The organism is Leptospira gomenensis (assembly GCF_004770155.1).
Classification (GTDB): Bacteria; Spirochaetota; Leptospiria; order Leptospirales; family Leptospiraceae; genus Leptospira; species Leptospira gomenensis.
Map to the genome: position 1 here is coordinate 345,777 of NZ_RQFA01000080.1, position 24,647 is coordinate 370,423.

28 protein-coding genes, 1 tRNA gene and 1 pseudogene are annotated in these 24,647 nt (G+C 45.0%); 13 read left to right on the forward strand and 17 right to left on the reverse strand.

Going from position 1 to position 24,647, the window contains the following annotated elements; translation table 11 throughout:
* Positions 1-46 precede the first annotated feature (46 nt).
* The gene (locus EHQ17_RS19885; RefSeq protein WP_167881197.1) at positions 47-193 is read left to right on the forward strand and encodes a hypothetical protein; all 147 of its coding nucleotides are present in this window, start codon (positions 47-49) and stop codon (positions 191-193) included.
* Between the two features lie 13 nt (positions 194-206).
* Here the strand turns inward: EHQ17_RS19885 and EHQ17_RS19150 are convergent, their stop codons facing one another.
* The 3 genes from EHQ17_RS19150 to EHQ17_RS19160 are packed head-to-tail and all read right to left on the reverse strand — an operon-like array spanning position 207 to position 2,836.
* The gene (locus EHQ17_RS19150) at positions 207-1,394 is read right to left on the reverse strand and encodes an acyltransferase family protein (protein WP_135593394.1); all 1,188 of its coding nucleotides are present in this window, start codon (positions 1,392-1,394) and stop codon (positions 207-209) included.
* Positions 1,395-1,409: 15 nt separating this feature from the next.
* Positions 1,410-2,390: a hypothetical protein gene (locus tag EHQ17_RS19155; protein ID WP_135593392.1), complete on the reverse strand. Its 981-nt coding sequence runs from the start codon at positions 2,388-2,390 to the stop codon at positions 1,410-1,412.
* Entirely contained in the window at positions 2,369-2,836 is a 468-nt protein-coding gene (locus EHQ17_RS19160; protein ID WP_135593390.1) for an LIC13259/LIC11441 family protein, read from the reverse strand. The genes EHQ17_RS19155 and EHQ17_RS19160 overlap by 22 nt, the downstream gene beginning before the upstream one ends.
* 296 nt (positions 2,837-3,132) lie before the next feature.
* Between EHQ17_RS19160 and EHQ17_RS19165 the strand changes: the two genes are divergently transcribed.
* From EHQ17_RS19165 to EHQ17_RS19185, 5 genes and pseudogenes are all read left to right on the forward strand, one after another.
* Positions 3,133-3,462 (forward strand): (2Fe-2S) ferredoxin domain-containing protein, encoded by a 330-nt coding sequence (locus tag EHQ17_RS19165; RefSeq protein WP_135593388.1) that lies wholly within the window; start codon positions 3,133-3,135, stop codon positions 3,460-3,462.
* Entirely contained in the window at positions 3,459-4,481 is a 1,023-nt protein-coding gene (locus tag EHQ17_RS19170; protein WP_135593386.1) for a zinc-binding dehydrogenase, read from the forward strand. Before EHQ17_RS19165 ends, EHQ17_RS19170 begins: the two co-directional genes overlap by 4 nt.
* A gap of 40 nt (positions 4,482-4,521) precedes the next feature.
* A pseudogene (locus tag EHQ17_RS19175) lies at positions 4,522-5,061 on the forward strand (LEA type 2 family protein); the annotation flags it as partial.
* 59 nt (positions 5,062-5,120) lie between these two features.
* Positions 5,121-5,450, forward strand: coding sequence for an LIC13255 family lipoprotein (locus tag EHQ17_RS19180; RefSeq protein ID WP_135593384.1), 330 nt, complete (start codon positions 5,121-5,123; stop codon positions 5,448-5,450).
* A 10-nt stretch (positions 5,451-5,460) separates the two neighbouring features.
* Complete coding sequence (locus EHQ17_RS19185; protein ID WP_135593382.1) at positions 5,461-5,946, forward strand: hypothetical protein; 486 nt, start codon at positions 5,461-5,463, stop codon at positions 5,944-5,946.
* 81 nt (positions 5,947-6,027) lie between these two features.
* Here the strand turns inward: EHQ17_RS19185 and EHQ17_RS19890 are convergent, their stop codons facing one another.
* Genes EHQ17_RS19890 through murA form a run of 3 tightly spaced genes read right to left on the reverse strand, consistent with a single transcriptional unit; the run spans position 6,028 to position 8,373 of the window.
* On the reverse strand, positions 6,028-6,396 hold the full coding sequence (locus tag EHQ17_RS19890) for a cysteine rich repeat-containing protein (RefSeq protein ID WP_167881196.1): 369 nt from the start codon (positions 6,394-6,396) through the stop codon (positions 6,028-6,030).
* Positions 6,397-6,412: 16 nt separating this feature from the next.
* A complete protein-coding gene (locus EHQ17_RS19195) occupies positions 6,413-7,078 on the reverse strand; it encodes a 4Fe-4S dicluster domain-containing protein (RefSeq protein WP_135593380.1) in 666 nt (221 codons plus the stop codon).
* Positions 7,075-8,373 (reverse strand): UDP-N-acetylglucosamine 1-carboxyvinyltransferase, encoded by a 1,299-nt coding sequence (murA, locus tag EHQ17_RS19200; RefSeq protein WP_135593378.1) that lies wholly within the window; start codon positions 8,371-8,373, stop codon positions 7,075-7,077. Before murA ends, EHQ17_RS19195 begins: the two co-directional genes overlap by 4 nt.
* Positions 8,374-8,490: 117 nt before the next feature.
* Between murA and EHQ17_RS19205 the strand changes: the two genes are divergently transcribed.
* Positions 8,491-10,311, forward strand: a complete 1,821-nt coding sequence (locus EHQ17_RS19205; RefSeq protein WP_135593376.1) for an apolipoprotein N-acyltransferase — start codon at positions 8,491-8,493, stop codon at positions 10,309-10,311.
* Positions 10,312-10,628: 317 nt separating this feature from the next.
* Here EHQ17_RS19205 and EHQ17_RS19210 read toward each other — a convergent pair whose 3' ends face one another.
* Both EHQ17_RS19210 and EHQ17_RS19215 read right to left on the reverse strand, forming a co-directional pair.
* Positions 10,629-11,759, reverse strand: a complete 1,131-nt coding sequence (locus tag EHQ17_RS19210) for a hypothetical protein (RefSeq protein WP_135593374.1) — start codon at positions 11,757-11,759, stop codon at positions 10,629-10,631.
* Positions 11,760-11,791: 32 nt separating this feature from the next.
* Complete coding sequence (locus EHQ17_RS19215; protein WP_246057620.1) at positions 11,792-12,211, reverse strand: LIC_13246 family protein; 420 nt, start codon at positions 12,209-12,211, stop codon at positions 11,792-11,794.
* 208 nt (positions 12,212-12,419) lie between these two features.
* On the opposite strand from EHQ17_RS19215, the gene EHQ17_RS19220 reads away from it, so the two are divergent.
* The 3 genes from EHQ17_RS19220 to EHQ17_RS19230 are packed head-to-tail and all read left to right on the forward strand — an operon-like array spanning position 12,420 to position 14,982.
* Positions 12,420-12,995 carry a hypothetical protein gene (locus EHQ17_RS19220; RefSeq protein ID WP_167881195.1) on the forward strand — a complete coding sequence of 192 codons (576 nt, stop codon included), beginning with the start codon at positions 12,420-12,422 and terminating at the stop codon, positions 12,993-12,995.
* Positions 12,996-13,054: 59 nt separating this feature from the next.
* On the forward strand, positions 13,055-14,251 hold the full coding sequence (locus EHQ17_RS19225) for an NADP-dependent isocitrate dehydrogenase (protein ID WP_135593370.1): 1,197 nt from the start codon (positions 13,055-13,057) through the stop codon (positions 14,249-14,251).
* Between the two features lie 53 nt (positions 14,252-14,304).
* Positions 14,305-14,982 carry a hypothetical protein gene (locus tag EHQ17_RS19230; RefSeq protein ID WP_135593368.1) on the forward strand — a complete coding sequence of 226 codons (678 nt, stop codon included), beginning with the start codon at positions 14,305-14,307 and terminating at the stop codon, positions 14,980-14,982.
* On the opposite strand, the gene EHQ17_RS19235 is transcribed toward EHQ17_RS19230, so the two are convergent.
* The 3 genes from EHQ17_RS19235 to mazG are packed head-to-tail and all read right to left on the reverse strand — an operon-like array spanning position 14,979 to position 16,959.
* On the reverse strand, positions 14,979-15,758 hold the full coding sequence (locus EHQ17_RS19235) for a response regulator (RefSeq protein WP_135593366.1): 780 nt from the start codon (positions 15,756-15,758) through the stop codon (positions 14,979-14,981). The two genes, EHQ17_RS19230 and EHQ17_RS19235, sit on opposite strands and share 4 nt — an antisense overlap.
* Positions 15,755-16,147, reverse strand: coding sequence for an LIC_13241 domain-containing protein (locus EHQ17_RS19240; RefSeq protein ID WP_135593364.1), 393 nt, complete (start codon positions 16,145-16,147; stop codon positions 15,755-15,757). Before EHQ17_RS19240 ends, EHQ17_RS19235 begins: the two co-directional genes overlap by 4 nt.
* A complete protein-coding gene (gene mazG / locus EHQ17_RS19245) occupies positions 16,144-16,959 on the reverse strand; it encodes a nucleoside triphosphate pyrophosphohydrolase (RefSeq protein ID WP_135593362.1) in 816 nt (271 codons plus the stop codon). Before mazG ends, EHQ17_RS19240 begins: the two co-directional genes overlap by 4 nt.
* Positions 16,960-17,114: 155 nt before the next feature.
* On the opposite strand from mazG, the gene EHQ17_RS19250 reads away from it, so the two are divergent.
* Positions 17,115-17,636, forward strand: a complete 522-nt coding sequence (locus tag EHQ17_RS19250) for a DUF6580 family putative transport protein (protein ID WP_135593360.1) — start codon at positions 17,115-17,117, stop codon at positions 17,634-17,636.
* Positions 17,637-17,897: 261 nt separating this feature from the next.
* Here EHQ17_RS19250 and EHQ17_RS19255 read toward each other — a convergent pair whose 3' ends face one another.
* Positions 17,898-19,217 carry an LA_2444/LA_4059 family outer membrane protein gene (locus EHQ17_RS19255; protein WP_135593358.1) on the reverse strand — a complete coding sequence of 440 codons (1,320 nt, stop codon included), beginning with the start codon at positions 19,215-19,217 and terminating at the stop codon, positions 17,898-17,900.
* A 141-nt stretch (positions 19,218-19,358) separates the two neighbouring features.
* Here EHQ17_RS19255 and EHQ17_RS19260 point away from each other — a divergent pair, with 141 nt between their 5' ends.
* Positions 19,359-19,916 (forward strand): LOG family protein, encoded by a 558-nt coding sequence (locus EHQ17_RS19260; protein WP_135593356.1) that lies wholly within the window; start codon positions 19,359-19,361, stop codon positions 19,914-19,916.
* Positions 19,917-19,980: 64 nt separating this feature from the next.
* On the opposite strand, the gene EHQ17_RS19265 is transcribed toward EHQ17_RS19260, so the two are convergent.
* The 4 genes from EHQ17_RS19265 to EHQ17_RS19280 all read right to left on the reverse strand — a co-directional run bounded on the left by EHQ17_RS19265 (position 19,981) and on the right by EHQ17_RS19280 (position 22,808).
* The gene (locus EHQ17_RS19265; RefSeq protein WP_135593354.1) at positions 19,981-20,997 is read right to left on the reverse strand and encodes an ankyrin repeat domain-containing protein; all 1,017 of its coding nucleotides are present in this window, start codon (positions 20,995-20,997) and stop codon (positions 19,981-19,983) included.
* An 83-nt stretch (positions 20,998-21,080) separates the two neighbouring features.
* The gene (locus EHQ17_RS19270) at positions 21,081-22,028 is read right to left on the reverse strand and encodes an AEC family transporter (protein ID WP_135593352.1); all 948 of its coding nucleotides are present in this window, start codon (positions 22,026-22,028) and stop codon (positions 21,081-21,083) included.
* A gap of 48 nt (positions 22,029-22,076) precedes the next feature.
* Positions 22,077-22,148: transfer RNA gene (locus tag EHQ17_RS19275), tRNA-Thr, on the reverse strand.
* Between the two features lie 21 nt (positions 22,149-22,169).
* The gene (locus tag EHQ17_RS19280; protein ID WP_135593350.1) at positions 22,170-22,808 is read right to left on the reverse strand and encodes a DUF2889 domain-containing protein; all 639 of its coding nucleotides are present in this window, start codon (positions 22,806-22,808) and stop codon (positions 22,170-22,172) included.
* A 145-nt stretch (positions 22,809-22,953) separates the two neighbouring features.
* Here EHQ17_RS19280 and EHQ17_RS19285 point away from each other — a divergent pair, with 145 nt between their 5' ends.
* Entirely contained in the window at positions 22,954-23,754 is an 801-nt protein-coding gene (locus EHQ17_RS19285) for an SDR family NAD(P)-dependent oxidoreductase (protein WP_135593907.1), read from the forward strand.
* A gap of 55 nt (positions 23,755-23,809) precedes the next feature.
* On the opposite strand, the gene EHQ17_RS19290 is transcribed toward EHQ17_RS19285, so the two are convergent.
* Positions 23,810-24,647, reverse strand: an 838-nt coding sequence (locus EHQ17_RS19290) for a formylglycine-generating enzyme family protein (RefSeq protein WP_167882486.1), incomplete at its 5' end; no start/stop codon positions are given.

The window sequence follows — 24,647 nt, forward strand, 5'->3', positions numbered from 1 at the left end:
ACTTTTCCAGAAAGTTACGGTTTGGATAGGGAAATACGACAATCGGATGGAATATAAATCGTTTACGGCCCGTGATACGTTAACCGACACGGTAAGCAAAGCGGGAAAAGCGCGTTCGTTATCGATTCTTTCTTTTTTCGATTTTTTACTTTATACGGAATATTTCGAAAACGAATTTTCGCTTTCGATTTGACGATTCCGCTTTTTCATATACGTTTCTCGAAGTTTTTCGATTCCAACCTTTTCTTATAAAGCAAAAACGGCTTTTCGATCACAAGATATAATAACCAGGAGAATAGAAAACACCCCGCTACGGCCCCGCTTCCCGCGTAAAAAAAGACGAACGCGTTTATATTCGATGTTTTCGGTAGAATTTTGGATACGACGATTCCTCCGATCAGGATATTCCAGAGATACATAGTATAACTCAGTCGCGCGACCGGTCTGAATAAGGAAACGCCCATTAAAGAGGAAAAAAACGATCCGGGTTTTAGGGCGGAAGCGATCAAAAACCCATATCCTATATTCAAAAAATTGAATCCGATCGTCCTACGAATCCAAGTTTCCAAAGGAAACGAATGGCCTAGTATGAGAAAAACCGTCGCTATCCAGGGATAGAAATTGCTGATGATTAGGGATTCGTTTTCGTTTTTTCGAAAACGTGTTTCTAATTCGGCTAGAATCATACCGGCAATCAAAGCGTCCATTCGAGTATGCGAATATATGAGAACGGAAATATCAGAATTTTGGAATGCGTAGTAGATTCTAAACGCGGACGGAATCAGATATAATAAGATCAAAACCGAAATTCGCAGAATAAAATCGCGGCGTAACAGAAAAAACGAGGAAAAAAAGGGAAGAATCAGATAAAACTGTTCCTCGATGGAAAGGGACCAACCCACCAACGAAAGTCTTCGTTCGGAATAATTGGAAACGTAAAAGAAATCCGCGTACGAATTTTGAAGAATTTCCCGTAAGGACGTCATTTCCGCGATTTGAAATTCGGTCGGGTTCGGGATTTTTCCCAGACGATCGATTTGTATCGTGAAATAGAAATACAATACGAAAAGACAAAAATAATACGCCGGAAAAATCCGTAGGGTTCTAGAAACGAAAAATTTCGTTTTGTCGAAGGAATCGGGATCGTTTTCGTATTTTAGAATTCCTGAATATATTAAAAAGCCGCTTAGGACGAAAAACAGATCCACACCCGAGTTGAAATTGGAAAAGACGATTTTCAAAAAGTCGGGGAAATCCGCGGCGGGAAAAGGAAGCCATACGTGATAGAGAATCACCAAAAGTATCGCGAAAGCGCGAACTCCGTTTAACGCCGGAATTTCGGTTTCGTTTTTTATAAACGGAGAGAAAAGATAAAGCCGGATTTTATCGAACATCGATACGATCGGGTTTTAGAATCGATGGCCTTTTTGTTTCGCGAGAAGTTCCTTGATCAGATTTTTTTCCGACCTTCCCAAAATTCCTTTTTCTTCGAAAATTCCCAAAATCTCCATCGTAATTTCCGGTTCCAATACGGATAAATCCGCGAACAAGGACTGATGATTCAGTTTTCCGGATTGGTATTTTTCCAAAATAACATGCGAGGATTCTATGATCTGTTGTTTTCTCGATACTAATTCCTCCATCGTGGATAGAATCAGAAATATCTCCGGATCGTCTTCGAACAAGTTTAGAATGTGACGGTAAATCCCCGGACTCCGGATCGGAAGTTCGTAGATTCCGTCCTTTAAGGAAAGATAAAGTTCCTTTTCCTCCTCCACGCTGAGACCCGCTAGATGTTTTAGATCGGAAACCGCTTCCGGAGAAAGGATCGTCAGGAACTGAGAGGCGAATTCCGCGTCTTTGACCTCTTGCAGACAATACGCGATAAAACTGCTGATCCGTTTCGGAGAAAGGGATTTCCAATAATCGTTTCCTTTTATGTCCAGAAAGGCGGCGGTTTTTTTCTCCCTTTTTCTCTGGTCTTCCATTTGTTGAAAAATGTTATATTCGTGTATTATAATTTTATAAAGTAATTTATTGCTGAATGCGTCGATTACTTCCTTGATTTTTTCCGGCTCTAATATGGACAAAAAATACCGAAGCACTTCGAAATAAACGTCGCCCTTCGCTATAAAACGTTCGAGCACGAGAGGGTGGGCCTGCAAAAACGCGGACGCTCCCACGTTGATACCGGCCTTTCCTTCCGCGAACGCGTTCATTTTTTCCGCGGCGATACAGGATTCCCGGATTCGGGTACTCCATTCGTTCGGAATCAGATTTTGTCTGCAGTTGGCGGGGCAGGGTTCGTTTAAGGAGGTGCCGACTTGACAACGGATTTTCGAGATATTATCCAGACAGTTTCCTTTCGTTAAGGAACAAGATCTCCACAATCTCTCATTTCAGGAGCGTATGGATTTTCTATTTTGATTCCTTGACTGACCCAAGTTTTTTTGACCATCGGACAATAAAATCTGTTAAAAACACCGTTTCCGCCGGCGAGTTTTACGCTGTCCGCAAGAGTTTCCGAAAACGAGGAATATGCTTGGAAGAATTTTTCGAGGTCTTTGTTCTCCCGGGAGGGAAGGGAATTTGCCATGGTTTCGGCCTGAGACTTCAAACCACCGTTTAATGATGTCAGAGAAGCTAGTTCCGATCGCAATGGTTCGAGATTCGGAATTTTATTCTCCTCTTTCATCAGAAAAGCGTGAATCGTTTGGTTTTCCACGAGAATACGTTGTAACGCATCCTTTTCCCGTTCCGAAATCGGAAGCGAAGATTTCGAACAGGCGGATAAAAGAAGAAAAATCCCGAATGATAATATAAAAGTCCTTCTCATTTCTTTCCTCTCCGGAGGAGTTAAGTCTATGATTCTGGAAAAAACCTTGGTGTAAAGTAAGGAATAGAATAAAATATAAAAAATACTCGTATTCGATGCTGTTGCCGATCGTACTTGGAAAACGCAAATTTCCTAAAAATCGCTCAGAAAGAGAATAGTTTGTACGACGTTACGAATCGCGTTTTCCTTGTAGGAAGAAAGGAAAATCCGCTCCGGAAGAACGAATTTACCCGTAGAAACGGTTGCGTTATTCCACGGAATTGTAATTCTACTGAAAACGAAAATCGAGGTGTTTTTTGAGTTCGAACTTTTACGCCAAACATGTCTTTGTCTGCGAAAACGTGCGCGCGGAAGGGGAACGGATTTCCTGCGGTAGGTCCGGTTCCATTCAACTTCTCGCGTCTCTAAAGAAAAAGATGAAGGATATTTCCGTCCCGGGCAAAATCAGAATTCAAAGAGCCGGTTGTCTGGATCGATGCGAATTGGGACCGGTTCAGGTCAGTTATCCGGAAGGACTCTGGTTTTCCCTGAAAACGGAGGAAGACATAGACATATTCTTAAAATATTATATTCAATCGGAAGAATTCGAAAAAATCCAACATCTTCTTATAAAGGAAAACGCATGAACCTTCCCCAAACATACAAAGCCTTGGAACTGAGAGAATACAGCGAGAATCGGAATCGGGCGGTTCTCGTTGAAAAAAAATTCCGCCCTTTAAAAAAGGGAGAGGTTCTGATCAGGATTCATTCCGCTTCGATCAATCCTTCCGATCTGATGTTTTTACGGGGACTTTACGGTATTAAAAAGAAACTTCCGGTCGTTCCCGGATTCGAAGCGAGCGGAGTCGTCGTGGCGTCCGGCGGCGGTTTGTACGGAAATTATCTCAAAGGAAAAAACGTTGCGTGTACCGCACCGGGACGAGGCGACGGAGTTTATGCGGAATATATGATCACGGATGCGTTCAGTTGTCTTTCTATCGGAAGCCAACTTTCCTTGGAACAAGGAGCTTGTTTGTATGTGAACCCCATCACCGCGATCGCGATGGTGGAACAGGCGCAAAAATACGGAGCCAAGGCCTTGGTGCAAACGGCTGCGGCGAGCGCGCTCGGAAAGATGGTGGTGGGAATCGCCGCCAAAAAAGGAATGAAGGTCATCAACGTAGTACGGAAACCGGAACAGGAAGCCGCACTCAAGGCGATCGGAGCCGAACATATCCTCAACTCCGAGGCGTCCAATTTCGAAAGGCAACTTCGGGTCCTTTCCAACGAATTGAAAGCCACGGTTTGTCTGGACGCCGTCGCGGGAGAATTGACTACGAAGGTTCTCTTGGCGATGCCGTACGGAAGCCGTTGTATCGTCTACGGTGCGTTATCCGAAAAGGAGATTCCTTTGCACGCCGGAATGCTGATTTTTCAGGATAAAAAGTTGGAAGGATTTTGGCTTTCCACATGGGTTCCTCAACAAAGTCCCTATAAAATCTGGAAACTTTCCGGAGAACTGCGCGCGTTGGCGAAGAAGGAATTGAAAACGGATATCGCCGCGAAATTTCCTTTGGAAAAGGCAGTGGAAGCGATCGAAGACTACGCGGCGAATATGACCAGAGGAAAAGTTCTGATTCAACCCCCCTTTGCGGAAGGAAAATAAAAACTTGATACGTTTTTTACCGGAAGTACGGCCGAATAAAATCCTTTCTTTCGCGTTTTGGTTTCTTTCTTTGTCTAGTTTCGTCGTTTGTAGTTCCTTTACGGATAATTACAAAGCATTACAAAAATGTAAATTTCAAGTTTTGTCTTTGGAAGCGCAAAAGGCGGAATTGATCTCGTTTCCTCCGGTGCCTAAAATCGTATTTTTGGCCAAGGTCGAAATCGAAAATCCCAATGAAACGGACGTGACGATCCATAAGTTCGATCTTTCGTTTTACGTTCCGGACGTTTCCTCCCCAAAAGAATCGGAGCTGGCCCGCGTACAATCCGGAGAAAAGTTCGTAATTCCGGCGCTTCAGAAAAAGATCGTGGACCTACAAGTGGAAACGCTTTTCGAAAAAAAGATGGATCGAAATCTTTTACAGATCGCTCTCGGAATTCTGCAGGCGGGTTTGGCGGGAAAGGAATTGAATTTCTCCATCCGGGGAAGTTTCGAATACGAGACGATCTTCGGTTCGGTCCAGATTCCGGTGAACGAAACTGTGCCGTTAAAAACCGGAAAACGAAATTCCATCGGAATTCCGTTTGTGCCGAATCCCTTTGATTCGTCCGGACTTTTATCAATCAAGGAAACGATACGATGAAACGGAAGAATCGCAGTCGGATCGTTTGGATCCTCTTTTTATACGCACTTCTTTCGTTTGTCGCGATCGGTTGTTATCAAAAAAATACGGACGCCGATTTTTACAGTTTCGAAGACGCGAGCACCCGACTCGTCGTGGCATACGCTTCCAAGGACGCGATCTGCAACTCTTCCCGCAGAATTACCGCTTTGGTTCCCGGTCGCGCCAGAAAGAAAGACATCGATTTTTGCGTGAGCGCGGTTATGGCGGTAAGTTGCGAGGCATGGGCTTCGACCGGAGCGGATGCGACACCTGCTACGTGTAAGGCGATCGAGTTTCGATTTTAAGGAAATTCTAATGAAACCCGCGGAATGGTTTTTCGGAATCAGCCTTGTTTTTGCCGGTTTGATTTATCTTTTTCTACTTCTTGTGCGCAAAAAGGAAACGAGCGGAGGAAATTCAGTCGTGAAATATTCGCTCCCCAAGGAAGAGGAAAACTCCCGGTCGAAAATTTCCGAATCCCGCGAAACTCCGAAAAACAAAACGAACATTCTGGAGGTTTTCGATTACAACGGGATTAAGATTCTGCACGAGAACGGTATTTACACGGTGAACGCCGGCGGGGAAATCGAAGTTTATGCGTCCTGGCAAACACTTCCTTCCCGCTATCAAAGAATGGTCAAAGAAATGGATCATCGTGCTACGGGCGAAAAAAAAGCGGGTAAGTATTACATGGAAATTTTAAACGGAGTGTATTACGTTATTTTTCCGGACGGGAAAAAACATAAATACAAACGTTTCGAAGAGATCCCCGAAAAGATTCGGAAAAATCTCGGGTATTGACGGTTAACGTCCCGGTTCGAATGCTTGAACACGCGTTATACGATTTTCGATCCATATCCTAAAATGCGGCGTGTCGTCCGATTAAGGGAGATTTTTTTGAATCATTTCCCTACATGAATTCGATAGGGAGGATTCGTGATCCATAAGGCATTTTAAAATTCGACCGCCTCCGGGAATCACAAAGGCGCAGTATTTACTTCTATCTTCCGAACACGCTTCCGAATGTTTACGGATTTCTTCCTTTTTCTTTGTCAGCCAATTTTTACACGTTTCGGAAAGATCGGATTCTTTTTCCAGTAAACACTGCATTTGGGAAAGTTTTCCACGTTCCTTTTTTTCGGAACAAAGTCGTTCGGCGTCGGTAAAACAACCTTCCGATGTCGGTTTCGATCGGAGTCCGTTAACGAAACAAAAGGAAAATAGGAGAGAAGTATATAATAATTTTATCATATAGTTTTTCCCGTTTTTATCGGATCCGAATCGCTCTTGGAAAGGTGGGACAAGCGGATACACATTGCCCGCATCCGGTGCATCCTTTGGAAAAGGACGGTTTGTTTCCTTTGAAACTTACCACACCTTCTACGGGACAGGCGTCCTTACAATTCGAACACGTTTTTTGTCCGCTTTTTTGATTGAGACAGTATTCGAAGATTCCCTTCGCTTGACCCAGTTTGGGTTTGGAGCCGTCCCTGAACGGGATCAAAGCGTCGTCCTTACAAGCGTTGATACAAGGCCAATCCTTACAAAGCATACACGCGTTCAGATTTACGTCCATACGGGGAACGTGTTTTTCCGAAGTTTCGTCGAAAACCGGAAATAATACGCTGTAAGGACAGGCGTAGATACAATCTCCACAGCCGGTGCACTTTTTTAAAAAATCGGTTTCGTCTAACGCGCCCGGCGGGTATTGTACGTTTTGAATTCTTCTCTTTCGATTCGATTTGATTTCTTGAGGAAGTGCGAACCCCGTTTTACGTTTGGATTTGTTTTTTTTGGCGGGCGGTGCGGAGGAAAGAGAAGGTCGTTCTGGTTCCGTGACTTCCTTAAATCCGGATACGATCTCGGAAGCACTTTCTTGGGCGAGGTCCAACATTCTTGCCAGACCTTTTTTGAAAAAATCCTTACGATTCAATCTTCCCGCACTCTTTCGATTCTGGCGCCTAACGCGCGCAGACGAGTATCTATGTTTTCGAAACCCCGATCGATTTGTCCTATGTTGTGGATATAACTCGTTCCTTCCGCACAAAGGGCCGCTATGATCATCGCCATTCCGGCGCGTATATCGGGGCTTGCCACTTTTTGACCGTAAAGTCTGGAATGTCCGATCACGATCGCGCGATGCGGATCGCAAAGAATGATTTGTGCTCCCATGGCGATGATATTATCCACGAAGAACAGTCTGGATTCGAACATTTTTTCATGAATCAATACCGTGCCCTTACACTGAGTGGCGGTGACCAGGGCGACCGAAGTCATGTCCGCGGGAAATCCCGGCCACGGAGAATCGTCTATCTTCGGGGTCGCTCCGTGGTAATCGGGGATGATTTCCATTTTCTGATCCGCAGGTACAAGAATTCCGTTTTCGTGAGGGCGCACTTCGATTCCGAGACGGGAATAAACCATACGGATCATACGGATGTCCTCCAATTCCACGTCGCGGATCATCAATTCTCCACCGGTAACGGCTGCGAGGCTGATAAAAGAACCCACTTCCAAATAATCGGAACCGATCCTGTGTTCTTTGGCGGGAGGTTTGAGCGAGGCCACACCTTCTATGGTGAGAATGTTGGAACCTATTCCCGAAATTTTCGCGCCGGCAGAGTTTAAAAAATGACAGAGTCGCTGAACGTGGGGCTCGCTTGCGGCGTGGCGAAGGGTCGTGGTGCCTTCGGCAAAAACGGCCGCCATAACCGCGTTTTCCGTTCCCGTGACGGAAGCCTCGTCCATCAGAATATCCGTTCCTCGGAGTCGGTCCGCTTTAATTTCGTATCCGTCCGGAAAAACTTCGATCGTCGCACCTAATGATTGTAATGCGAGAAGGTGCGTATCCAATCTTCTCCTTCCGATTTTATCGCCGCCGGGTTTGGGAAGAAAGACCCTTCCCGTCATTGCAAGGATCGGCCCCGCAAGCGTAACTGCGCCGCGAATTCGGGAACAAAGTTCTTCGGGAAGTTGGTTTTTCAGATTTCCGTCGTGTTTAAAAAGATACGTTCCCGGTTCCTCCTCGACGATCTCCATTCCCAGATGCCGAAGCACTTCCATCAACATCAGTACGTCCGAGATCACGGGTATATTGCTGATACGCACTTCTCCTGGAACCATACATACCGCACCGAGAAGTGGTAGCGCCTCGTTTTTATTTCCTTGCGGAACCACGGTTCCGTGAAGCGGGGTCTTTCCAATGATCTTAAAATACGAAGAACTCATAATGATAAACTGTAGGATCCGTTCTTTCTGGCAATCGAATTGTAGCGACTCTTTCGACTGTGTTTTTAGGTGATAAATTCCCGGTCTTCGATCAAGAACGGTTTCCTAAGATGAATTCTGTTGACTTCCCGTTCCGATCAGGAGATGAACGTTTTATCCATGGACACTTTACATCATCGTTTTCAGCAGTTCCAGAAGACCGTCTGGTTCAATCTATTCTGTTATCTTTGGACAGGGCTTTTTTCTTTTCTGGCGTTTGCGCCGATTTCCCTCAGTCATTTCGTTTGGATCGCTCCGTTCGGTCTTTTTTGGCTGAGTCTGAAATACCACGGAAGTTATAAAAAATTATTCTACCACGGTCTTTTGATCGGAGTCGTTTTTTATTCGATTTCGTTTCATTGGATCATCCACATGTCCATCACCTTCGGAAACTTTCCGTATCCGGTCGCCGTTTTGATCCTTCTCTTTGCGGGACTTCTTTTCAGTTTGAAATTTCCGATCTTTATGCTGAGTTTTTCGTTTCTTTCGGGAAAGATAGGCCGTCATTCGGTTTGGGTTGCGGGTTTTTGCGGGTTGTTGTCCGAATTGATCGGCCCTCAATTGTTTCCTTGGTATTGGGGAAACTTGGCTGCCGGGAATCTGATCCTGGCTCAGAACGTGGAAATCACCGGGGTTTACGGTATCAGTTTTCTAGTGTTTGTGGTTTCTTATACGTTGTTCCAATCGAATCCCTGGCATTGGAAAGAAATATTCCGATCGAAGGAAAAAAGAAATCAATATCTGCGGTTTATCGCCTTTCCTTCGCTCTTGCTTCTTGCGTTCATCGTATCCGGAATCATTCTTTTTAAAAAATGGGAAAACGTAAAGCCGGTCAAATCGTTGAACGTGCTGGTGATCCAGCCGGACGCTCCTCTGAGTTTTCGCGACGGACGAGAGGTAAAAGAATCGATCGAAGCGTTGATGGCGCGTATCGAACGTCTGGCCGAAGAAGGCGTGGTAAGAATGGGGAAAAAGCCGGATCTGATCGTATTACCGGAAGCTGGCGTGCCGTTCTTTTCTGCGCATAACACTCCTGTGACGACGATCGCGAGGCGATTGTATTGGCACCGTTTCGATTCCTTGATGTTCCTTTTGGCGAATAAATACAAGGCGAACGTTTTTTTCAACGAAATCGACGCGGGATACAAGGGAACTCCGGGATCTCGAAATTTAAGATATTATAATAATAACGTATTGTATGATCCTAACGGGGATAGAAGGGACGCGTATCAGAAGAAGTTTCTTCTGATGTTCGGAGAATATATGCCCTTCGATTTTTTATACGATCTGAGTCAACAGACGGGAAGATTCGAGCCGGGTCTGACCCACAATCTAATACGTTATTATACGCCTGAGGATAAAGACAAATCTCCGAAGGGGTTACACTTAGGTTGGATTGATACGGAGAATTTGAATCACGAAACGGTTCGGTCCTATTACGAACCTGCGAAAACGGAACTGAAAGAAGCCGGAAAATTTCTTCCGTTGATCTGTTACGAAGTGATTCTTCCCGAGTTTGTGAGGGAATTTAGGACGGCCGGGAATCCCGAATTTATCGCGAATTTGACCAACGATAAATGGTACGGAACGACTACGGAAAGCGATCAGCATATGGAACTCGGAAGGTTGCGTTCCATCGAGTTGAGACGGTGGATGGTTCGATCCACGAATTCAGGAATTACTGCGAATATAGATCATCTCGGGAGATTCGTAGGCGGCAAAAAAACCGGATTGATGACCGCTGAAACACTTTCTGAAACGATCGATGTGATCGATTCTCCTCCGACGTTTTATACTCAGTATGGGAATTTGATTCCTTGGGTCATGTTGGGTCTGACCGGAATTTATTATCTGAATCTTTTGATCGGGATCAAAAAGGGAAATAAGGGTATTTCTTAATCGTTTCTTTTGGTAACTTGACCGGTTTTTTCAAGGAAAATAGGGAAATGGATTGTTTGGATCTGTGCTGTTTTTCTTGGATTTTTTCGTGGATCAAGGATTTCGTGTGAGTTCCCGCACAAGTTTGACTACAAAAGAAAATTTCTCCGCAAGAAAGTGGATCCGGGTAGAGGTATGAGTTCCCTCATACGCTTCCCCGGAAAAATTTTTTCCCGCGGGGAGCTCCCACACAAAAATATCGGCTCCTTGTAGTTCAGTTACAAGGATTGCAACGAGCCCTGGAGGGTGTGGGAGCTCCCACACCCTCCCTCTCAAATTTACGGATTGATCAGATAGTACGAAAGAATTCCGTGATACGTTTCTTCCGAACCTGAAATGAGTTGTTTGTCGGGACAATGAACGGTCAGGTCCGCCAAAGAATAAATTTGATACGGTTTAGCGAAAAATAACCGGATAAAAAAACGAAGAACAGCGGAAATATTGGAAAGCACGTTGATACTTCCGACAGATCGCCTTCGAATCAGTTCGGCGAAACATCCGTTATCCAAATGGATTTTTTCGCGAAGCGGAAGTTCATATCCGGAAAAAGGTTCTTTCTCCGATTCTAACGTTTCAAAACGAATCACTTTTCCCGATAAAATGGTCTTACCCGCCGGACTCAAAAGAACCGCGGTTCTAAAAAAACCTCCGGGAAACGAATCGTTTCCGATAAATCCCCCCGTATAAAAACGGAATTCTTTCCCGTTGATCGAACGGAAAAGTTCCCAACGTCGGCTGTATTTATAAACTTCATAGTTGGTCAGAAGATGTTCCAATCCACCGGTTCCGAGCAAATCCTTCTTTTTACCGTCCTGAACGAGATAACCCCAAGCCGACTGAAAAGAATAAGCCATATCTGCCTGTACGAATCCGGCCGAATCTTTTACCGGATACTTTCCTCCGGAAAGGGAAACCCCTTGTTTGAGATCGGATTTAAAAGATAAGAATAATTTAATATTCTCCGTTTCCTGTTGGATTTCTATCCCTTCCGAATTGAGATTCATCCTATTGTTTTCGATCTTAAGATCGAACTTTCCCTTTTCCGCGGTCAGTTCTTTGGAGGAAAATTCTTTGGTTACGAATTGGGTCCCTTCCCCCAAAGTGTGAACGACCAAACTGATCCCGCAATTTTTCGTACCCGGACCGAGATTGCTGACTAAAAACGTCGCGTAGATGAACGTCTTGTCGTCCCGATAGGAAAAATTCCAGGCTTGAAAATATCCTTCCTGAGAATGCGGCTGAAAAGAATAATCTTTCAACGACGCCTTTCGCAAGTTCGTAAAATCTTCCGCTTTTACGTCCGAATACGAAAAGAACGAAACTAAAAATAAAACCGATAAAACTCGGATAAGCGGCGGAATCGTCGGAACTTTTGCGGAAGGATTTCCCGGGCGTCTCGAATATAACATGCAGAAAGAACTTACGCCCGGGAGACATTCGATCAAGCAGAATCTTTTTGCGCTTCCGTTTTCGTAATCGAAAGATCGGCTAAAACACAATCGGTTTCATAAAGATCGGAAAGGCAGACGATCTGAAAAATCGGATGATCGTTTTTGCCTTCGAATAAAAACCGTTCCTGTTCCTCCCGGATTCCGTCCAAATGAATCCATGAATCGAAACGGTTTCCGGATTTTAATACTACGGCGAAATCGTAGGTTCCGATCTTTTTGAAGAACACGTCGAAATCATCCGATTCCCGCTTTTCCAACTCGAATCTTAATTTTTGAGAACCGAGTTTTTTCGATTCCGAAACGACGGGCGCGTAGTGTCGATTGAGAGCGGAAAGAATTTTCCTGAATTCGTCTTTCCTTCCCTGCAAACGCATCCATTCTCCGTCGTCCAAATTTACGGTTTCCTTCATGGTTTACCCCTTCGAGATAAACCGGTTCCGAAACGGTTCGACAAGAACGGGATTCCCGCTCTTTTTTTGGAATTCCCCGGAAAAAATCTAATGCGGACGTTCGAAAGAGAATACAATAGAGTCGGGACGTTTTGATTCCTTCCGGACGATCTTCTTTTTAATAAATCTTGCTAAAAAACGGAAAATCAAAATAGTATCTTTCAGAACTATGGAATCCGATCTATTGGGCATATTCTGGACGGAAAAAATCAAGCTGACTCAATATATCATTCATAATACGAAACATTTGAGTTCCGCTCAGCTGGATTTCGCGCCGAAGCCGAAAGAATCCGTTCGTTCCTTTTTGCAAGCGATGGTGGCGGGGGATTTTTTTCTCCGGGTTTCGCTTCCCATTTCCGTCGGAATCAGTTCTTTTCTTCCGATCGCCAGACAATCCGAAGAGGAGATCGAAAAGGATTTAGTCCGGTTTCGGGATCAGTTCGGATCACCGGCGCTTCCCATCGGCCTGAAAGAAGTAATCACCCAAAGCGCCGAAGAGCTTTTTTTCGAAGATTGTAATCCGGAACTTAAACCGCTTTTTTCCCGTTGGAAGCGGATTCTCATCCGTTTGGAAAAGACGATTCTTTCCTTCCGCGCCAAGGATTCGCTTAAATACCGCTACTTTTCGGTGATCGGAATCGTTTCGCTTCCCGTTGCGGTCAATTATTTCGAAATGCAGAATCTGGCTTGGCTTCGGAACGGAATCCTGAAAACGATGGAGAACCCTCGTTTTCCGACCCGATAACTTTGAAACAAAAGAATATTCTACTATTTTAATATTGTAACTATCTAAAGGAGAATTCAATGGCAAAGATCAAGGTAAAAACCCCGCTCGTGGAATTGGACGGGGACGAGATGACCAGGATCATCTGGAAGGAGATCAAGGATCGATTCATCCATCCGTATCTCGATATCGAACTGGACTATTATGATTTAGGAGTGGAATACCGGGATAAAACCGATGATAAGGTGACGGTGGATTCCGCACACGCGATTCAAAAATACGGGGTCGGCGTAAAGTGTGCGACCATCACTCCCAACCAGGACCGCGTTAAAGAATACAATCTCAAACAAGAATGGAAATCCCCCAACGGAACCATTCGTTCGATTCTGGACGGAACCGTTTTCCGTAAACCGATCATCGTGAACAATATTCCCCCAGCGGTTCGCTCCTGGAAAAAACCGATTACGGTGGGACGTCACGCCTACGGAGATCTTTACAAAGACACCGAACTTTATATTCCCGAAGCGGGAAAGGTTGAGTTGGTTTACACCGGAAAAGACGGAAAGGAAAAACAAAGGGCTTTGATCCACGACTTCGACGGCGCGGGTGTGATCATGGGTCAACACAACCTGGACAAATCCATTTTGAGTTTTGCGCAGGCTTGTTTCAATTATGCTATTTCCGAAAAAATCGACCTTTGGTTTGCGACCAAGGATACGATTTCCAAAAAATATCACGCTCGTTTCCGCGCGATTTTCGACGAACTGGCGAAAGCCAAGGAAGCCGATCTCAAAAAAGCGGGAATCGAATATTCGTATTTTTTAATAGATGACGCGGTCGCACAGCTTATGAAGAACGAAGGCGGAATGCTCTGGGCCTTGATGAACTACGACGGGGACGTGATGAGCGATATGGTCGCTTCCGGTTTCGGATCTCTCGGTTTGATGACTTCGGTTCTGGTTTCTCCGGACGGAAAGTTCGAATACGAAGCCGCTCACGGAACCGTCACCAGACACTATCGCAAATATCAGCAAGGAGAAACCACCTCCACAAACTCGGTCGCTTCCATCTTCGCATGGACCGGCGCCTTGATCAAACGAGGCGAATTGGACGGAACTCCGGACGTGGTCGCATTCGGACAAAAGTTGGAAAAAGCCGTGATCGATACGATTCAAGGCGGAGAAATGACCAAGGATTTGACTCTTCTCTGCACCGATCCGAACGCTAAGGCTTTGGATACCTTTCAGTTTATGGAAGCGATTCAAAAACGACTTTAAGTTTCTCGAAAATTCCCGGTTCGGTTTCGGGCCGGGAATTTTAAAAAAGGTTTATGAAGTTCTCGTTCGCATTTCCTTTCCTCAATTTTAGAGTGTTACGCGTCGGAATTCCGTCCTTCTTCGTCTTTCTTCTTTTATTTCTGAGCGATCCGCTCTTTTCCCAAAGATCACCGAAAGAGCCCCTTCCACCGTCCGAACCTACCGTCGGAGGAGATAATCGAAATCAACGGGGAGAAACCTCCAAAGAAACCGGGACCGGCGTGGACGAAAAAGGGGAAAAAAAAGTGAAACTGATCCTTTGTGACGGTCGCGACGTGGAAGGTTATTGGAAAAATCCCTCGTTGGAGTTCAAATTCCAACATAAAAAAGGGGGAATTACATATTCAAAATCCTTAAAGTTAGAGGAGCTTTCAAAAATAAGGGTCCTTTCCTGGAAACTCAAACCGGGAAATAAACGGAAGGAAGGAACTCCGTACCGCGCCGAACCGTATCAAATCCAGATGGTTTCTTTTTCCGGAGAATCTTTTCAGAAGGAGCCTTCTCCCACCGGAGAAATCCAACAGATACGGTTGAACAATCAATTCGGAGAAACTACGTTGTTTTTTTATTGGAACGATCTTCAATATGAAAACGGCCAGTGGTTTTCCGGTTTAAAACCCTTTTTCGGAGAATTCCGCACCGATTGCCATACGGACGTGGTCCGAGAAATTCAGTTTCCCGCAGTAAATTAAATATTTTGAATGTATTCTATAATCTTTCTTTCCGAATACGGTTTGGGAAGAACGTGGATGTTCTTTAACGCAGCGGAATCGCTTAGTTCCGCATCCTCTTCCAAACCGGTCAATACGGCGATCTTAATTTCGTCGTAACGTTTTCGGCTTCGTATCGAGTGTACGAGGTCTTCGCCTGAAAATCCAGGCATGATCCAATCCGTAAAAACGTAGGAAACCGTTTCGTCGGTGGTTTGAAGAAAGTCGAACGCCTTTTTTCCTTCCGTAAACGCTTGGAAGGAATATCCGTTCTTTTTTAGGATTTTACCCAAAAGAAGAAGGTTCAATTCCGAATCGTCCACGATCAGTATTTTTCCCGTTTTGGAACTCGGAGTCGCCGTTTCGTTGGAGACGTACGCGAGATCTATGATTTCCTTAATGACGGTTTTAAAATCCTCTATATCGGAAGGTTTGGGAAAAATTCCGTCAAACCCGTACTCCGCCGATTTGTTCCGATTGGATTCGATGTCTCCGGAAGTAATCAGATATATTTTAGAATTTCTGCATGGACTTTGTCTTTGGTTGAGGAGTCCGCCGCGGATCAGTTTACACACGTCGAAACCGTCGGAGTCCGGAAGAATCATTCCCACGGTGATCACGTCGAAATGCTCCGAAAAGGCGAGCTCCAAACCCGTTTTCGCGGAACCGGCTTCCAAAATCCGAAAGTCCTCCGCCGGAAAAAAGGAGGATATGATTTTTCGAACCGTGGCTCCCGAATCAAGAACGAGGACTTTCAAGTTCCCGATTCTCCCCATCCGACGTCGGTAATTTCCGTTTCGTAAACCGAAACCGCACGTTCCAGTTTTTCCGTAATTTTTTCCATAGGCTGGACGTGTTGTCCGTCCGGTTCGGTCCAAACGAGTTCGTCGGATTCGGCGTCGAAATTCAAGCTGATATAATAAACGGGAGAATTTCCTGCGGCGGATTTGTCGTTTAACGGCAGTAAGGTGAAAGAACCGAAAAGCGAGAAAACGGATCGATACGATCCGTTTTTGAATTCGAAATTAAAGGAACGAGGCCATTCTTGGGATTCGGATTCGGGAGTAAGACGAAACTCCTTTCCCAAAAAAGAAATCAACGTTTCCGTAATACGAATCCTGGCTTGCAGGGAATTTTGATCTTTCATTTCTCTACGGATTTTGCCTCGTTCCAAAGTTCGTCCATCTCTTTCAGGTCGGATTCCGAAACGCTCTTACCGCGCGAACGCAGCTCCGTTTCTATGTGTTCGAATCTTCTTTTGAATTTTGCGTTGGCTCTCGTGAGCGCCGATTCCGCCGAAATTCCCAAATGCCTTCCGAGATTTACGAGGCTAAAAAGCAAATCTCCAAACTCTTCTTCGATTCGAACCTGATTGTTTCCGTCCGTTTTTTCACGGTCCCATTCCGTCAAAAATTCTTCCATTTCCTCGCGGACCTTGTCCTGTACGTCGGAAATATCTTTCCAATCAAAACCCGTCTTTGCGGCTTTCTTTTGATATTTCTCCGCCTTTAAAAGCGAGGAGAAATTTTCCGGAACGCCTGAGAAAATAGACGAGGAACTAGGTTTCTTCTTTTCTTTATCTTTGATTTTTTCCCAATTTTCAATCACTTCCCGGGAAGAGGAAAGACTGAGTTCTTCGGGCCGAAATACGTGGGGATGTCTGAAAATCAATTTATCCGAAATGGCTTTGGCTATGTCGCTTAAATCGAACGCCTTCCTTTCTTCCGCCAATCTTGCGTGAAAGACCACTTGGAAGAGCAGATCTCCCAGCTCCTCTTTGAGAAGTTCGTCGTCCTTTTTTAGAATCGCTTCGATCACTTCCTGCGATTCTTCGATCAGATAGGGAACCAGCGTTTGATGATCCTGTTCCTTGTCCCAAGGACATCCGTTTTCTCCGCGTAAAACCGCAGTCACTTCCTGAAGTTTGTCGATTTCTTCTCTGAGCGAGTTGGCTTTCATCTGGAAATTCCTCCGAATCGTCGGGAAGTTGATATCGTCAATTTTTTCCAACGTTGATCGATTCGCATCCCTTTTCAGCCGTTTCGGGCCGGGATTGGATTGACGGGAGCCGCAAAATTGAAGTATAGTTCTAAAAAATACTTTTTAGGCTCTGTATGATACGTTCAAAAAGTCTTATCGTTCTTTCCCTTATCTTAATCGCGGTCGCAAGCCGTTACTTGCCTCATCCGGCGAACTTCACTCCCGTTCTTGCGATTTCCCTTTTTGCCGGTGCGCGTTTCGTTTCCAAAAAACTTTCTCTTTTGATTCCGGTCGGAGCGCTTTTGATCAGCGACCTTTTGATCGGTTTTCACGATCAAATGTTGGCCGTTTATGCGATAACACTTCTGATGGTCGTTGCGGGTTGGAAACTTCGTGAAACTTCTTCCGCTAAAAAGATCGCCTTGTGGTCGTTAGGCGGTTCCTTTCTCTTTTTCCTCGCGACTAACTTTTATGTTTGGGCTTTGGGATATTATTCCTACGATTTGAACGGCCTTTTACAAAGTTACCTTATGGCGATCCCGTTCTTTCACAATACTCTCCTGGGCGATTTGTTTTACAACGGAATCCTTTTCGGAGGTTTTGCGCTCTTCGAAAGAGCCGGATGGTTTAAACTGGCTCCCGTTACCATAAAGTAACGAGTATTCCTTTTATCCGTTTGATTCGATTCCGGTCTTCCTCGATCGGAATCGAGATTCCGTTTTTTTCCATTTCGACGTAGAATTTCGTTCGTTGTCCGGATCGATCTTCCTTTTTCGTTTTTATTCTTCTTTTTTATTCCCTTGCCTTGTTCCCTGCAAAAAAACGGATTCTATGAAATCGTTGCTCCGTTTTTCGGATTCTCTTTTCCGTAGAGCCGAGGTTCGCAGTATATTCTATTTTTCTGAAGTTGTAAGCGATCAAAGAATCAGGGACACTCCCAGATAAAATCCGTAATACGCGTCCACGACTTCCTTTTCCAGAGCGGGTCTTGTTGCAGCAAGATCCAAAGGTTTGGTGATCGTGTTTAAGGAAGTGGCGCTGATCACGTCCGGTAAAAGTAAGGACGCGTTGTAGTTATATCCGGTCACGTAGGATCGCATCTCCGTATATTGAAATCCGATCGTAAATCGGAGCCAACTTTTTCGGAAAAACGAAATTCCCGAATCCAACTGATATCCGTTCCGTTTTAAGAGGTTTTCTCCCGCCGATCCCGCGGTCTCCGTTATCAGAAAATTTTGAATCCCGTTGTAAGCGGTGGTGGCGTTCGTTTTTAAATGATATTTTCCTAATGTTTGAAAGTAATCCGCGTTTACGTGTACTTGAAAGTAGGAATTGAGTTTTTTTACGATTCTAAAACCGATCTGAGGTCCTAAGCCGCCGCCCTTTTCCTCCATATTTCCGAATCCCAATCCTCCCGGAAGGTTTCCGTATTCTTTGGAATAGATGTCGAGATTTCTAATTCCCAAAGAAGGACCGATCCTTGTACCGGATCCCGTTTGGAAAAAATACAGGAAGTTCAACTGGATATCGGTTCTCCGGAGTTCGGGTTGGTATGTGCTAAAAAATTGATTTAGGTTATCCGGGGTGGGATTGACGTTGATCGAAGAATAGGAAGGTCGGATTCTGAAATCCAGAAAAGAAGCCTCCACTCCGAATTTTTTGGATTCGGTCAAAAATAGAAATCGTATCGGATAAGCCGTCTTCGTATTTCCCTGAGGATTGGAATAATAGTTCCCGTTGGTGTTGAGCAGGTGCGCGTCGAAACCGCCGAGAGAGGCGATCGTGTCCACGTTTCGATAGGCGCCGCTCGTATAAAGAAAGGAATTGATTTCGTTTGCGGCCACGTTTTGTCTTCTTGCGAGCGATTCCGGAACCCAAGTCGCTTGTTGAAATAAGATTCCGATTTCGAACGTGGACCCTTTGGGAACTTGTTCCAATTCCTCTTCGTGTTTTGCGTTTCTTAGTTCCGTCGCTTCGTTTCGTTTGCGACGAACCTCCAAAATCAATCTTTGTCTCGTCACCGGATCCTGGCTTTTGCCGGCCTTGATTTCGAGTTCGTTCGCCTCCGCTTCCAAAACCTCGGGTGTCTTCGAAGCAACGGATCGATTTTGTCCTTCGACTTGTGATTGAAGGAGGACGATAGAAAACAAAAAGGAAACGAATGATTTTAGAAGTAGATTTTTCATATGACTCGGAGTGAGAGTTAAGTAAATCGACGGAATTCGAAATTCAAACATTTTTTTCCATAAGATCGAAAAAGAAAAACGTTTCGGAACATCCCTCCGTATTTTTTCGTTTTTATTAAACGAAAATTTAACGCTCGATAAAACCAAGGAATCGTCCGATTCCAATCAGTAAGGTTTCTAAAAAATAAAATCATGAATGTAAGCAAATCCGCAATTTGCGTTTTTTGCGGTTCCCGTTTGGGAACCGATCCGATTTATGTCGAGACGGCTCGGGAATTAGGTCGTCTTCTTGTGGAAAAAAATTTCGATCTCGTTTTCGGTGGAGCTTCCGTCGGAATCATGGGGACGATCGCCGATGCCGTGATGGAGAAGGGCGGCTCCGTTTCCGGAATCATTCCCGATTTTCTTTCGGTAAAGGAAGTTAAACACGACCGCGTGAAGGATCTTATGATCGTTTCCTCGATGCACGAAAGAAAGTATAGGATGTATGAGCGGTCTTCGGGGTTTATCGCGCTTCCCGGCGGAATCGGGACCTTGGATGAACTCGTGGAAATCACGACTTGGAATCAATTGAAGCTGATCTCCAAACCGTTGGGATTGTTGAACGTCAAAGGATATTTCGATCATCTTCTGGATCAATTGGGAAGAATGGTGAAGGATGGATTTCTGGACGTGGAGACAAAGGAGAATTTGATCGTCTCGGAAAATCCGAACGAACTTTTAGATCGATTGAGCGCAAGATTCGTATGAATGTTTGTTTCGGAAGGTTTTTGTAGAAACGTAGAAACGTAGAAACGTAGAAACGTAGAAACAGTTATTCCTTTTCCGGTTCCGGTTCTAAAAGCGAAATCATTTCTCCGTTTTCCGATTCTTTGGCTAAATCCAACGGTGATTTTCCGTCGAGATTTTTGAGGAACGGAGATGCGTTCGATTCGAGCAAAAGTCTAACCAGAGAAATTCGATCGTTTGCCACCGAGGAATGGAGCGGAGTATTTCCTTCTTTGTCGATCGAGTTCGGGGAAATTCCCAAAGAAATAATTTGTTGGGTTTTTTCTTCGTCCCCTTCCTCGGCCGCCAGGAATAGAAGCTCCGTCAGAACTTTTTTGAGGATTTTAACGACGTGATGATACTTTTGACGGTCCGCTTCCTCCAATCCAGTTTTACCCGAAGCATTTCGTTTTAACGGATCGGCTCCGATTTTCAACAGTCGTTCCAAACATTCCACGCTGTCGTGTGAAGAAGCCAGCAGCAGGGCAGTGTTTCCGTCCGCATCGCGGTTTTCCAAAATGGATTTGGTTTCTTCCTTTTCCAGGAATAGATCCAATATTTCGAAATCGTTGTGAAGCGAAGTAAGATGTAGTACGGTTCTGCCTTCGGAATTCTTTTTTAAAAAATCCGCCTCGCGATTCAAAAAATATTCCACGATGGAAAGATGTCCCAGATCGACCGCTAAAAGAAACGGGGTATAACCTTCTCCGTTTCTTTCTTCCAGATCCGGTGTCGAAGTGGGGTTTTCGTACACCCATTCCACGATCTCCACGTTCCCCGTACTGACCGCTTTCGTTAAGGCGGTATTACCGGAATAGTCCCGGCGACTACAATCCGCTCCGGCTTCCAAAAAGATCCGGATGAGTTCCTCGTTTCCGAGATCCAAACAGGTAAGAAGCGGGGTTTCTCCACGAGAGTTGGTCTCGTTCGGATCGGCGCCCGCTTCGAGTAGAAGTTCCACCGCTTCCCGATCCGTATTTTTTACGGCCCAGGACAATACACCGAATCCATAACTATCCTTATATTCCTTCAGCCATTCGAGAAGAGCCGGTTCTCCTTCCATTTCGGAAAGTAGTCTTTGGATTTCTTCCGTCTTTCCCGTTTTTACGGCGGAAAAAAGATCGATCAGTAAATCAGAGTATTCGGTCAGAAAAAATTCTCCAATAGGAAATAGAGGAACGTCAGCGTCGGAATCGAGAGAATGGTTCCGATTCCGGGAAAGGCTGCAGAAAGGTCGGGACGATATCCCATTTGTAGAGAGACAATGGAAGCTGTGATCATGGGTGCCATTCCTGCCTCCAATACGGAAACTCGCAGATGGTCCGGTTGTACATCAAAAAATCGGTAAACAAGAAGTATGAAACTCGGCGCGAAAAGCAATTTATAAATTAGTCCTAAAGTTAACGGAGAGATCCAGGATTCGGTTTTTGGGGTGAATTTAGAACTAGGATGTTCAAAATTAAGTTGAAACCCGACGGTAAAAAGAGCAATCGGCACCAGCGTTTCTCCTAAGATTTTGAATGCGGAATGAAGCGATTCCGGGATGGTGAAAAGTCTTAGGAAAAACGAAAAAAGTAAAGCAAGAAACGGAGGGAAGGTGAATAGCTTTTTCAAAATGGATGCGATCCAATTCCGATTTGGTTCTTTTTTTTCCGTGGGAGACTCAAGAACCGCAAGGATAAAACCGGGAATCGACAAACACAAAAAGGTTCCGAATTGATCGGCGATCAATACCGAAGGCGTGATTTCCTCGCCGTAGAACATCCTCAAAACGGGAAGTCCTACAAAAGAAGTGTTCCCTAATCCGCAACACAAGATTACCGCGGTTCTAGTGTCGGAAGACCAACGAAAAATACGGGCGGCCGCGTAAAACAGAGGAATGGACATTCCGAAAACCAACCAAGGCATACCAATCAAAAATCCCAGGGAAGGTTTCCAGTGTAAGGAAGGTAAATTTGCGAGGATAAGAGAAGGAAGGGATATATAGATGATGAAATTCCCGAACACCGACGCAGAATTCTCCGGAAAGATCCTTGTCCGTTTAAAAATCCATCCCGCCAAAAAACAGACCGGAATCAGGATCAGTTGCGACATGGGGTCAGATTGGGAACCGGGAAAGAAAGGGCAAGAGTTTTAGAAAACAGCCCGCTGCCGGAATTGAACCGGCGACCTTTTCATTACGAGGGAAATGCTCTACCCCTGAGCTAAGCGGGCGTAAAAATCGAAAAAAGGTTTTTAAGAACCCGCTTTTTTCGACTTCTTAAATTCTTTTACCATCATCGCAGTGATACTGTCAAGATGTTTCACTCGTTCTTTCAGCTCCGGTTTTTCGTGACGGGAAGAAAAGGAATAACAGGAATTTTTGACGCCTCTATCCTTCATCCACCAATGCCTTCCGATTTCACGTCTTTCGCGGGCGGAAAGATCGCCTTCATACATCTTATATTCGTCCAAAGGCGCCGGGAAATTTCTTTCCTTAAGATAAAACGCGTACGCGGAATGAAAATTCATCGCAGCGTTCTGTATCAATTCGTTGATGTGAAGACAACCTAAGGTCTTATCCGCGGGAAAACGATTCATCAATTTGGAGTAAGACATCTCTTCCCCCACCAAATAATCGTAGGTCCGGATCGCCGCGGGACAGGTTTCATACGGAACCCGTTTTTCCTCAACGGCCGATTTTACGATCCTCAAATTGGTAAGATCCACTTCCAAATAAAGAGTCATGTCGTGATAGGGATCGTACTGATTCACTTCTATGATACAAAAAGGAGGTGATTCTTCCGGAAACCAATAATACCTGCTTTCGTAATTTCTTTGGAAGTCCGTGTTTCTAAAACGGATGCGGTCCTTCATTTCCTGCAGAGTATTCATGCGGCGCCTCTCGAGTCCATACGATCAAAACGTTTCTGGGTTTTTATAGGATCATCTTTTTGCGGAACCTCATTTGCTAAAGGACTTTTTGAGGTTATTTTCATTTGCATTTTTTCTAAATTCTGCTAACGTCGGGCGGGTTAAAATTATGACCTCTTTTTTTCTCGAAAAATCGTTTTTGGTTACGGGTGCAAGCTCCGGTATCGGTAAGGCTTTGGTTTTGGAACTCAATCGGAGAGGGGCCTATGTTGGCGCTTCGGCGCGAAGAAAGGATCTTCTTAAGGATTTGAAAGACGAAGCGACTTATCCGGATAAAATCCTTCCGTTTCCAGGAGACGTTTCGGATCTTTCTTATCTTAAAAAAACCGCGGAAGAATTCAGAAAGAAAGTCCGTAGGATCGACGGTTTGATTCACAGCGCCGGAATCAGTATGCGGGCGCTCGCAAAGGAAACCGATATTAAAGTTTACGAAAGTTTAATGAATGTGAACTTCTTCGCGTTAGTCAATCTTTACAGACTTTTGGAGTCGGAATTGAGACAAAACCAAGGACACTTCGTCGCGATTTCCTCGCTTCAAGGAAGATTTGCGACCCAATATCGATCCGGTTACGCGGCAAGCAAACACGCTGTGCAGGCTTTTATGGACAGCGTTCGTCTCGAATCCTTCGACAGCGGAATGCACGTTATGACGGTTTCTCCCGGTTATGTGAGAACGGATATTTCCATCAAAGCTCTGGCCTCGGACGGATCGGCGTACGGAATCATGGACGAGGGAATCAAAAACGGTCTGTCGGTCGAAAAAGTGGCTTTTAAAATTCTAAAAGGAATCGAAGCGAAAAAGAGGGACGTTTATCCTTCGCAAGTGCGGGAATTGTTCGCGTTCTGGATCAGCAGAATTTCCCCTTCACTTTTGGATAAGTTGCTCTATAAGGTCAGAGTCACCTAAATCGGTTTGGAAAGGATCGGCGAACCCGATCGCTTTCGTTTCAGGTTTCGTTTTTTTATTTTCCTTGAGGATCCCAAACGAGGCGGATTCCCGCCCTTCGATCCGTCCTTAAATTCGGAATTCCTCCGAAGGATCGGTGATAGGTTGTTGATTCCTCTTTCGTGGAGGAAAATGATCCACCGCGGATGACTTTGTGCATTTTACCGAACGTATTGCGTTTCAGCGAATGCCCGTTATACGGAAGATAATCGGAACTCGTCCATTCCGCAGCGTTACCGCACATTCCGATCGCGCCGTACGGGCTTGCGGATTTTTTGGGAAGCTCGTAAACCGATATCGTTCCGGCGATTTTACTTTCTAACGTGTTACAAAGCGTCGGATCGAACTCGTTTCCGAAAGGATATTCGAGCGGATTGGGAAAGAAGGAATAGGATTCGTCTTTGTTGATCATCCAAGTAATACCGGTGCCTCGTGCGGTTTTTTCCCATTCCATCTCGGTGGGAAGGCGTTTCCCAGACCATCGGGCGTATCCTTCCGCTTCCCGATAGCTGATCCCGTCCACCGGATGGTGTTCCTTGCCCGCCGGATAAATTCCGTTTTTCCAATGCGGAGGAGGAGGTGTGTTCGTCTCTTTTAGAAATTTATAATATTCTTGATTTGTAACTTCGTATTTGTCTATGTAAAACGAGGATAGGTCCTGGAGATTGCCCCTTTCGGGTCTCAAGTAAAACGGATTGTAGTTGTCTTCGGAAGCGTCCGCGCCCTGTCCGTGCAGGAAAAACCCCATGGATTCATAGAATAATTCCCCGTTCTGTTCGTAACCGCCGGAGACGAAAACCATTTCCTTTCCGTCCTTAGGATGTCGAAGTTGTTTTGCGGGTCGCGTTCTTCTT

What these genes read in the sequence shown, in the direction of transcription:
- EHQ17_RS19255 (WP_135593358.1), bottom strand. Translation starts at nt 19,217, where the DNA reads ATGTTTGAATTTCGAATTCCGTCGATTTACTTAACTCTCACTCCGAGT.
- mazG (WP_135593362.1), bottom strand. Translation starts at nt 16,959, where the DNA reads ATGAAAGCCAACTCGCTCAGAGAAGAAATCGACAAACTTCAGGAAGTG.
- EHQ17_RS19170 (WP_135593386.1), top strand. Translation starts at nt 3,459, where the DNA reads ATGAACCTTCCCCAAACATACAAAGCCTTGGAACTGAGAGAATACAGC.
- murA (WP_135593378.1), bottom strand. Translation starts at nt 8,373, where the DNA reads ATGAGTTCTTCGTATTTTAAGATCATTGGAAAGACCCCGCTTCACGGA.
- EHQ17_RS19230 (WP_135593368.1), top strand. Translation starts at nt 14,305, where the DNA reads ATGAAGTTCTCGTTCGCATTTCCTTTCCTCAATTTTAGAGTGTTACGC.
- EHQ17_RS19180 (WP_135593384.1), top strand. Translation starts at nt 5,121, where the DNA reads ATGAAACGGAAGAATCGCAGTCGGATCGTTTGGATCCTCTTTTTATAC.
- EHQ17_RS19885 (WP_167881197.1), top strand. Translation starts at nt 47, where the DNA reads ATGGAATATAAATCGTTTACGGCCCGTGATACGTTAACCGACACGGTA.
- EHQ17_RS19225 (WP_135593370.1), top strand. Translation starts at nt 13,055, where the DNA reads ATGGCAAAGATCAAGGTAAAAACCCCGCTCGTGGAATTGGACGGGGAC.
- EHQ17_RS19240 (WP_135593364.1), bottom strand. Translation starts at nt 16,147, where the DNA reads ATGAAAGATCAAAATTCCCTGCAAGCCAGGATTCGTATTACGGAAACG.
- EHQ17_RS19215 (WP_246057620.1), bottom strand. Translation starts at nt 12,211, where the DNA reads ATGAAGGAAACCGTAAATTTGGACGACGGAGAATGGATGCGTTTGCAG.
- EHQ17_RS19210 (WP_135593374.1), bottom strand. Translation starts at nt 11,759, where the DNA reads ATGTTATATTCGAGACGCCCGGGAAATCCTTCCGCAAAAGTTCCGACG.
- EHQ17_RS19890 (WP_167881196.1), bottom strand. Translation starts at nt 6,396, where the DNA reads ATGATAAAATTATTATATACTTCTCTCCTATTTTCCTTTTGTTTCGTT.
- EHQ17_RS19270 (WP_135593352.1), bottom strand. Translation starts at nt 22,028, where the DNA reads ATGTCGCAACTGATCCTGATTCCGGTCTGTTTTTTGGCGGGATGGATT.
- EHQ17_RS19260 (WP_135593356.1), top strand. Translation starts at nt 19,359, where the DNA reads ATGAATGTAAGCAAATCCGCAATTTGCGTTTTTTGCGGTTCCCGTTTG.
- EHQ17_RS19250 (WP_135593360.1), top strand. Translation starts at nt 17,115, where the DNA reads ATGATACGTTCAAAAAGTCTTATCGTTCTTTCCCTTATCTTAATCGCG.
- EHQ17_RS19185 (WP_135593382.1), top strand. Translation starts at nt 5,461, where the DNA reads ATGAAACCCGCGGAATGGTTTTTCGGAATCAGCCTTGTTTTTGCCGGT.
- EHQ17_RS19220 (WP_167881195.1), top strand. Translation starts at nt 12,420, where the DNA reads ATGGAATCCGATCTATTGGGCATATTCTGGACGGAAAAAATCAAGCTG.
- EHQ17_RS19265 (WP_135593354.1), bottom strand. Translation starts at nt 20,997, where the DNA reads ATGGAAGGAGAACCGGCTCTTCTCGAATGGCTGAAGGAATATAAGGAT.
- EHQ17_RS19150 (WP_135593394.1), bottom strand. Translation starts at nt 1,394, where the DNA reads ATGTTCGATAAAATCCGGCTTTATCTTTTCTCTCCGTTTATAAAAAAC.
- EHQ17_RS19160 (WP_135593390.1), bottom strand. Translation starts at nt 2,836, where the DNA reads ATGAGAAGGACTTTTATATTATCATTCGGGATTTTTCTTCTTTTATCC.
- EHQ17_RS19280 (WP_135593350.1), bottom strand. Translation starts at nt 22,808, where the DNA reads ATGAATACTCTGCAGGAAATGAAGGACCGCATCCGTTTTAGAAACACG.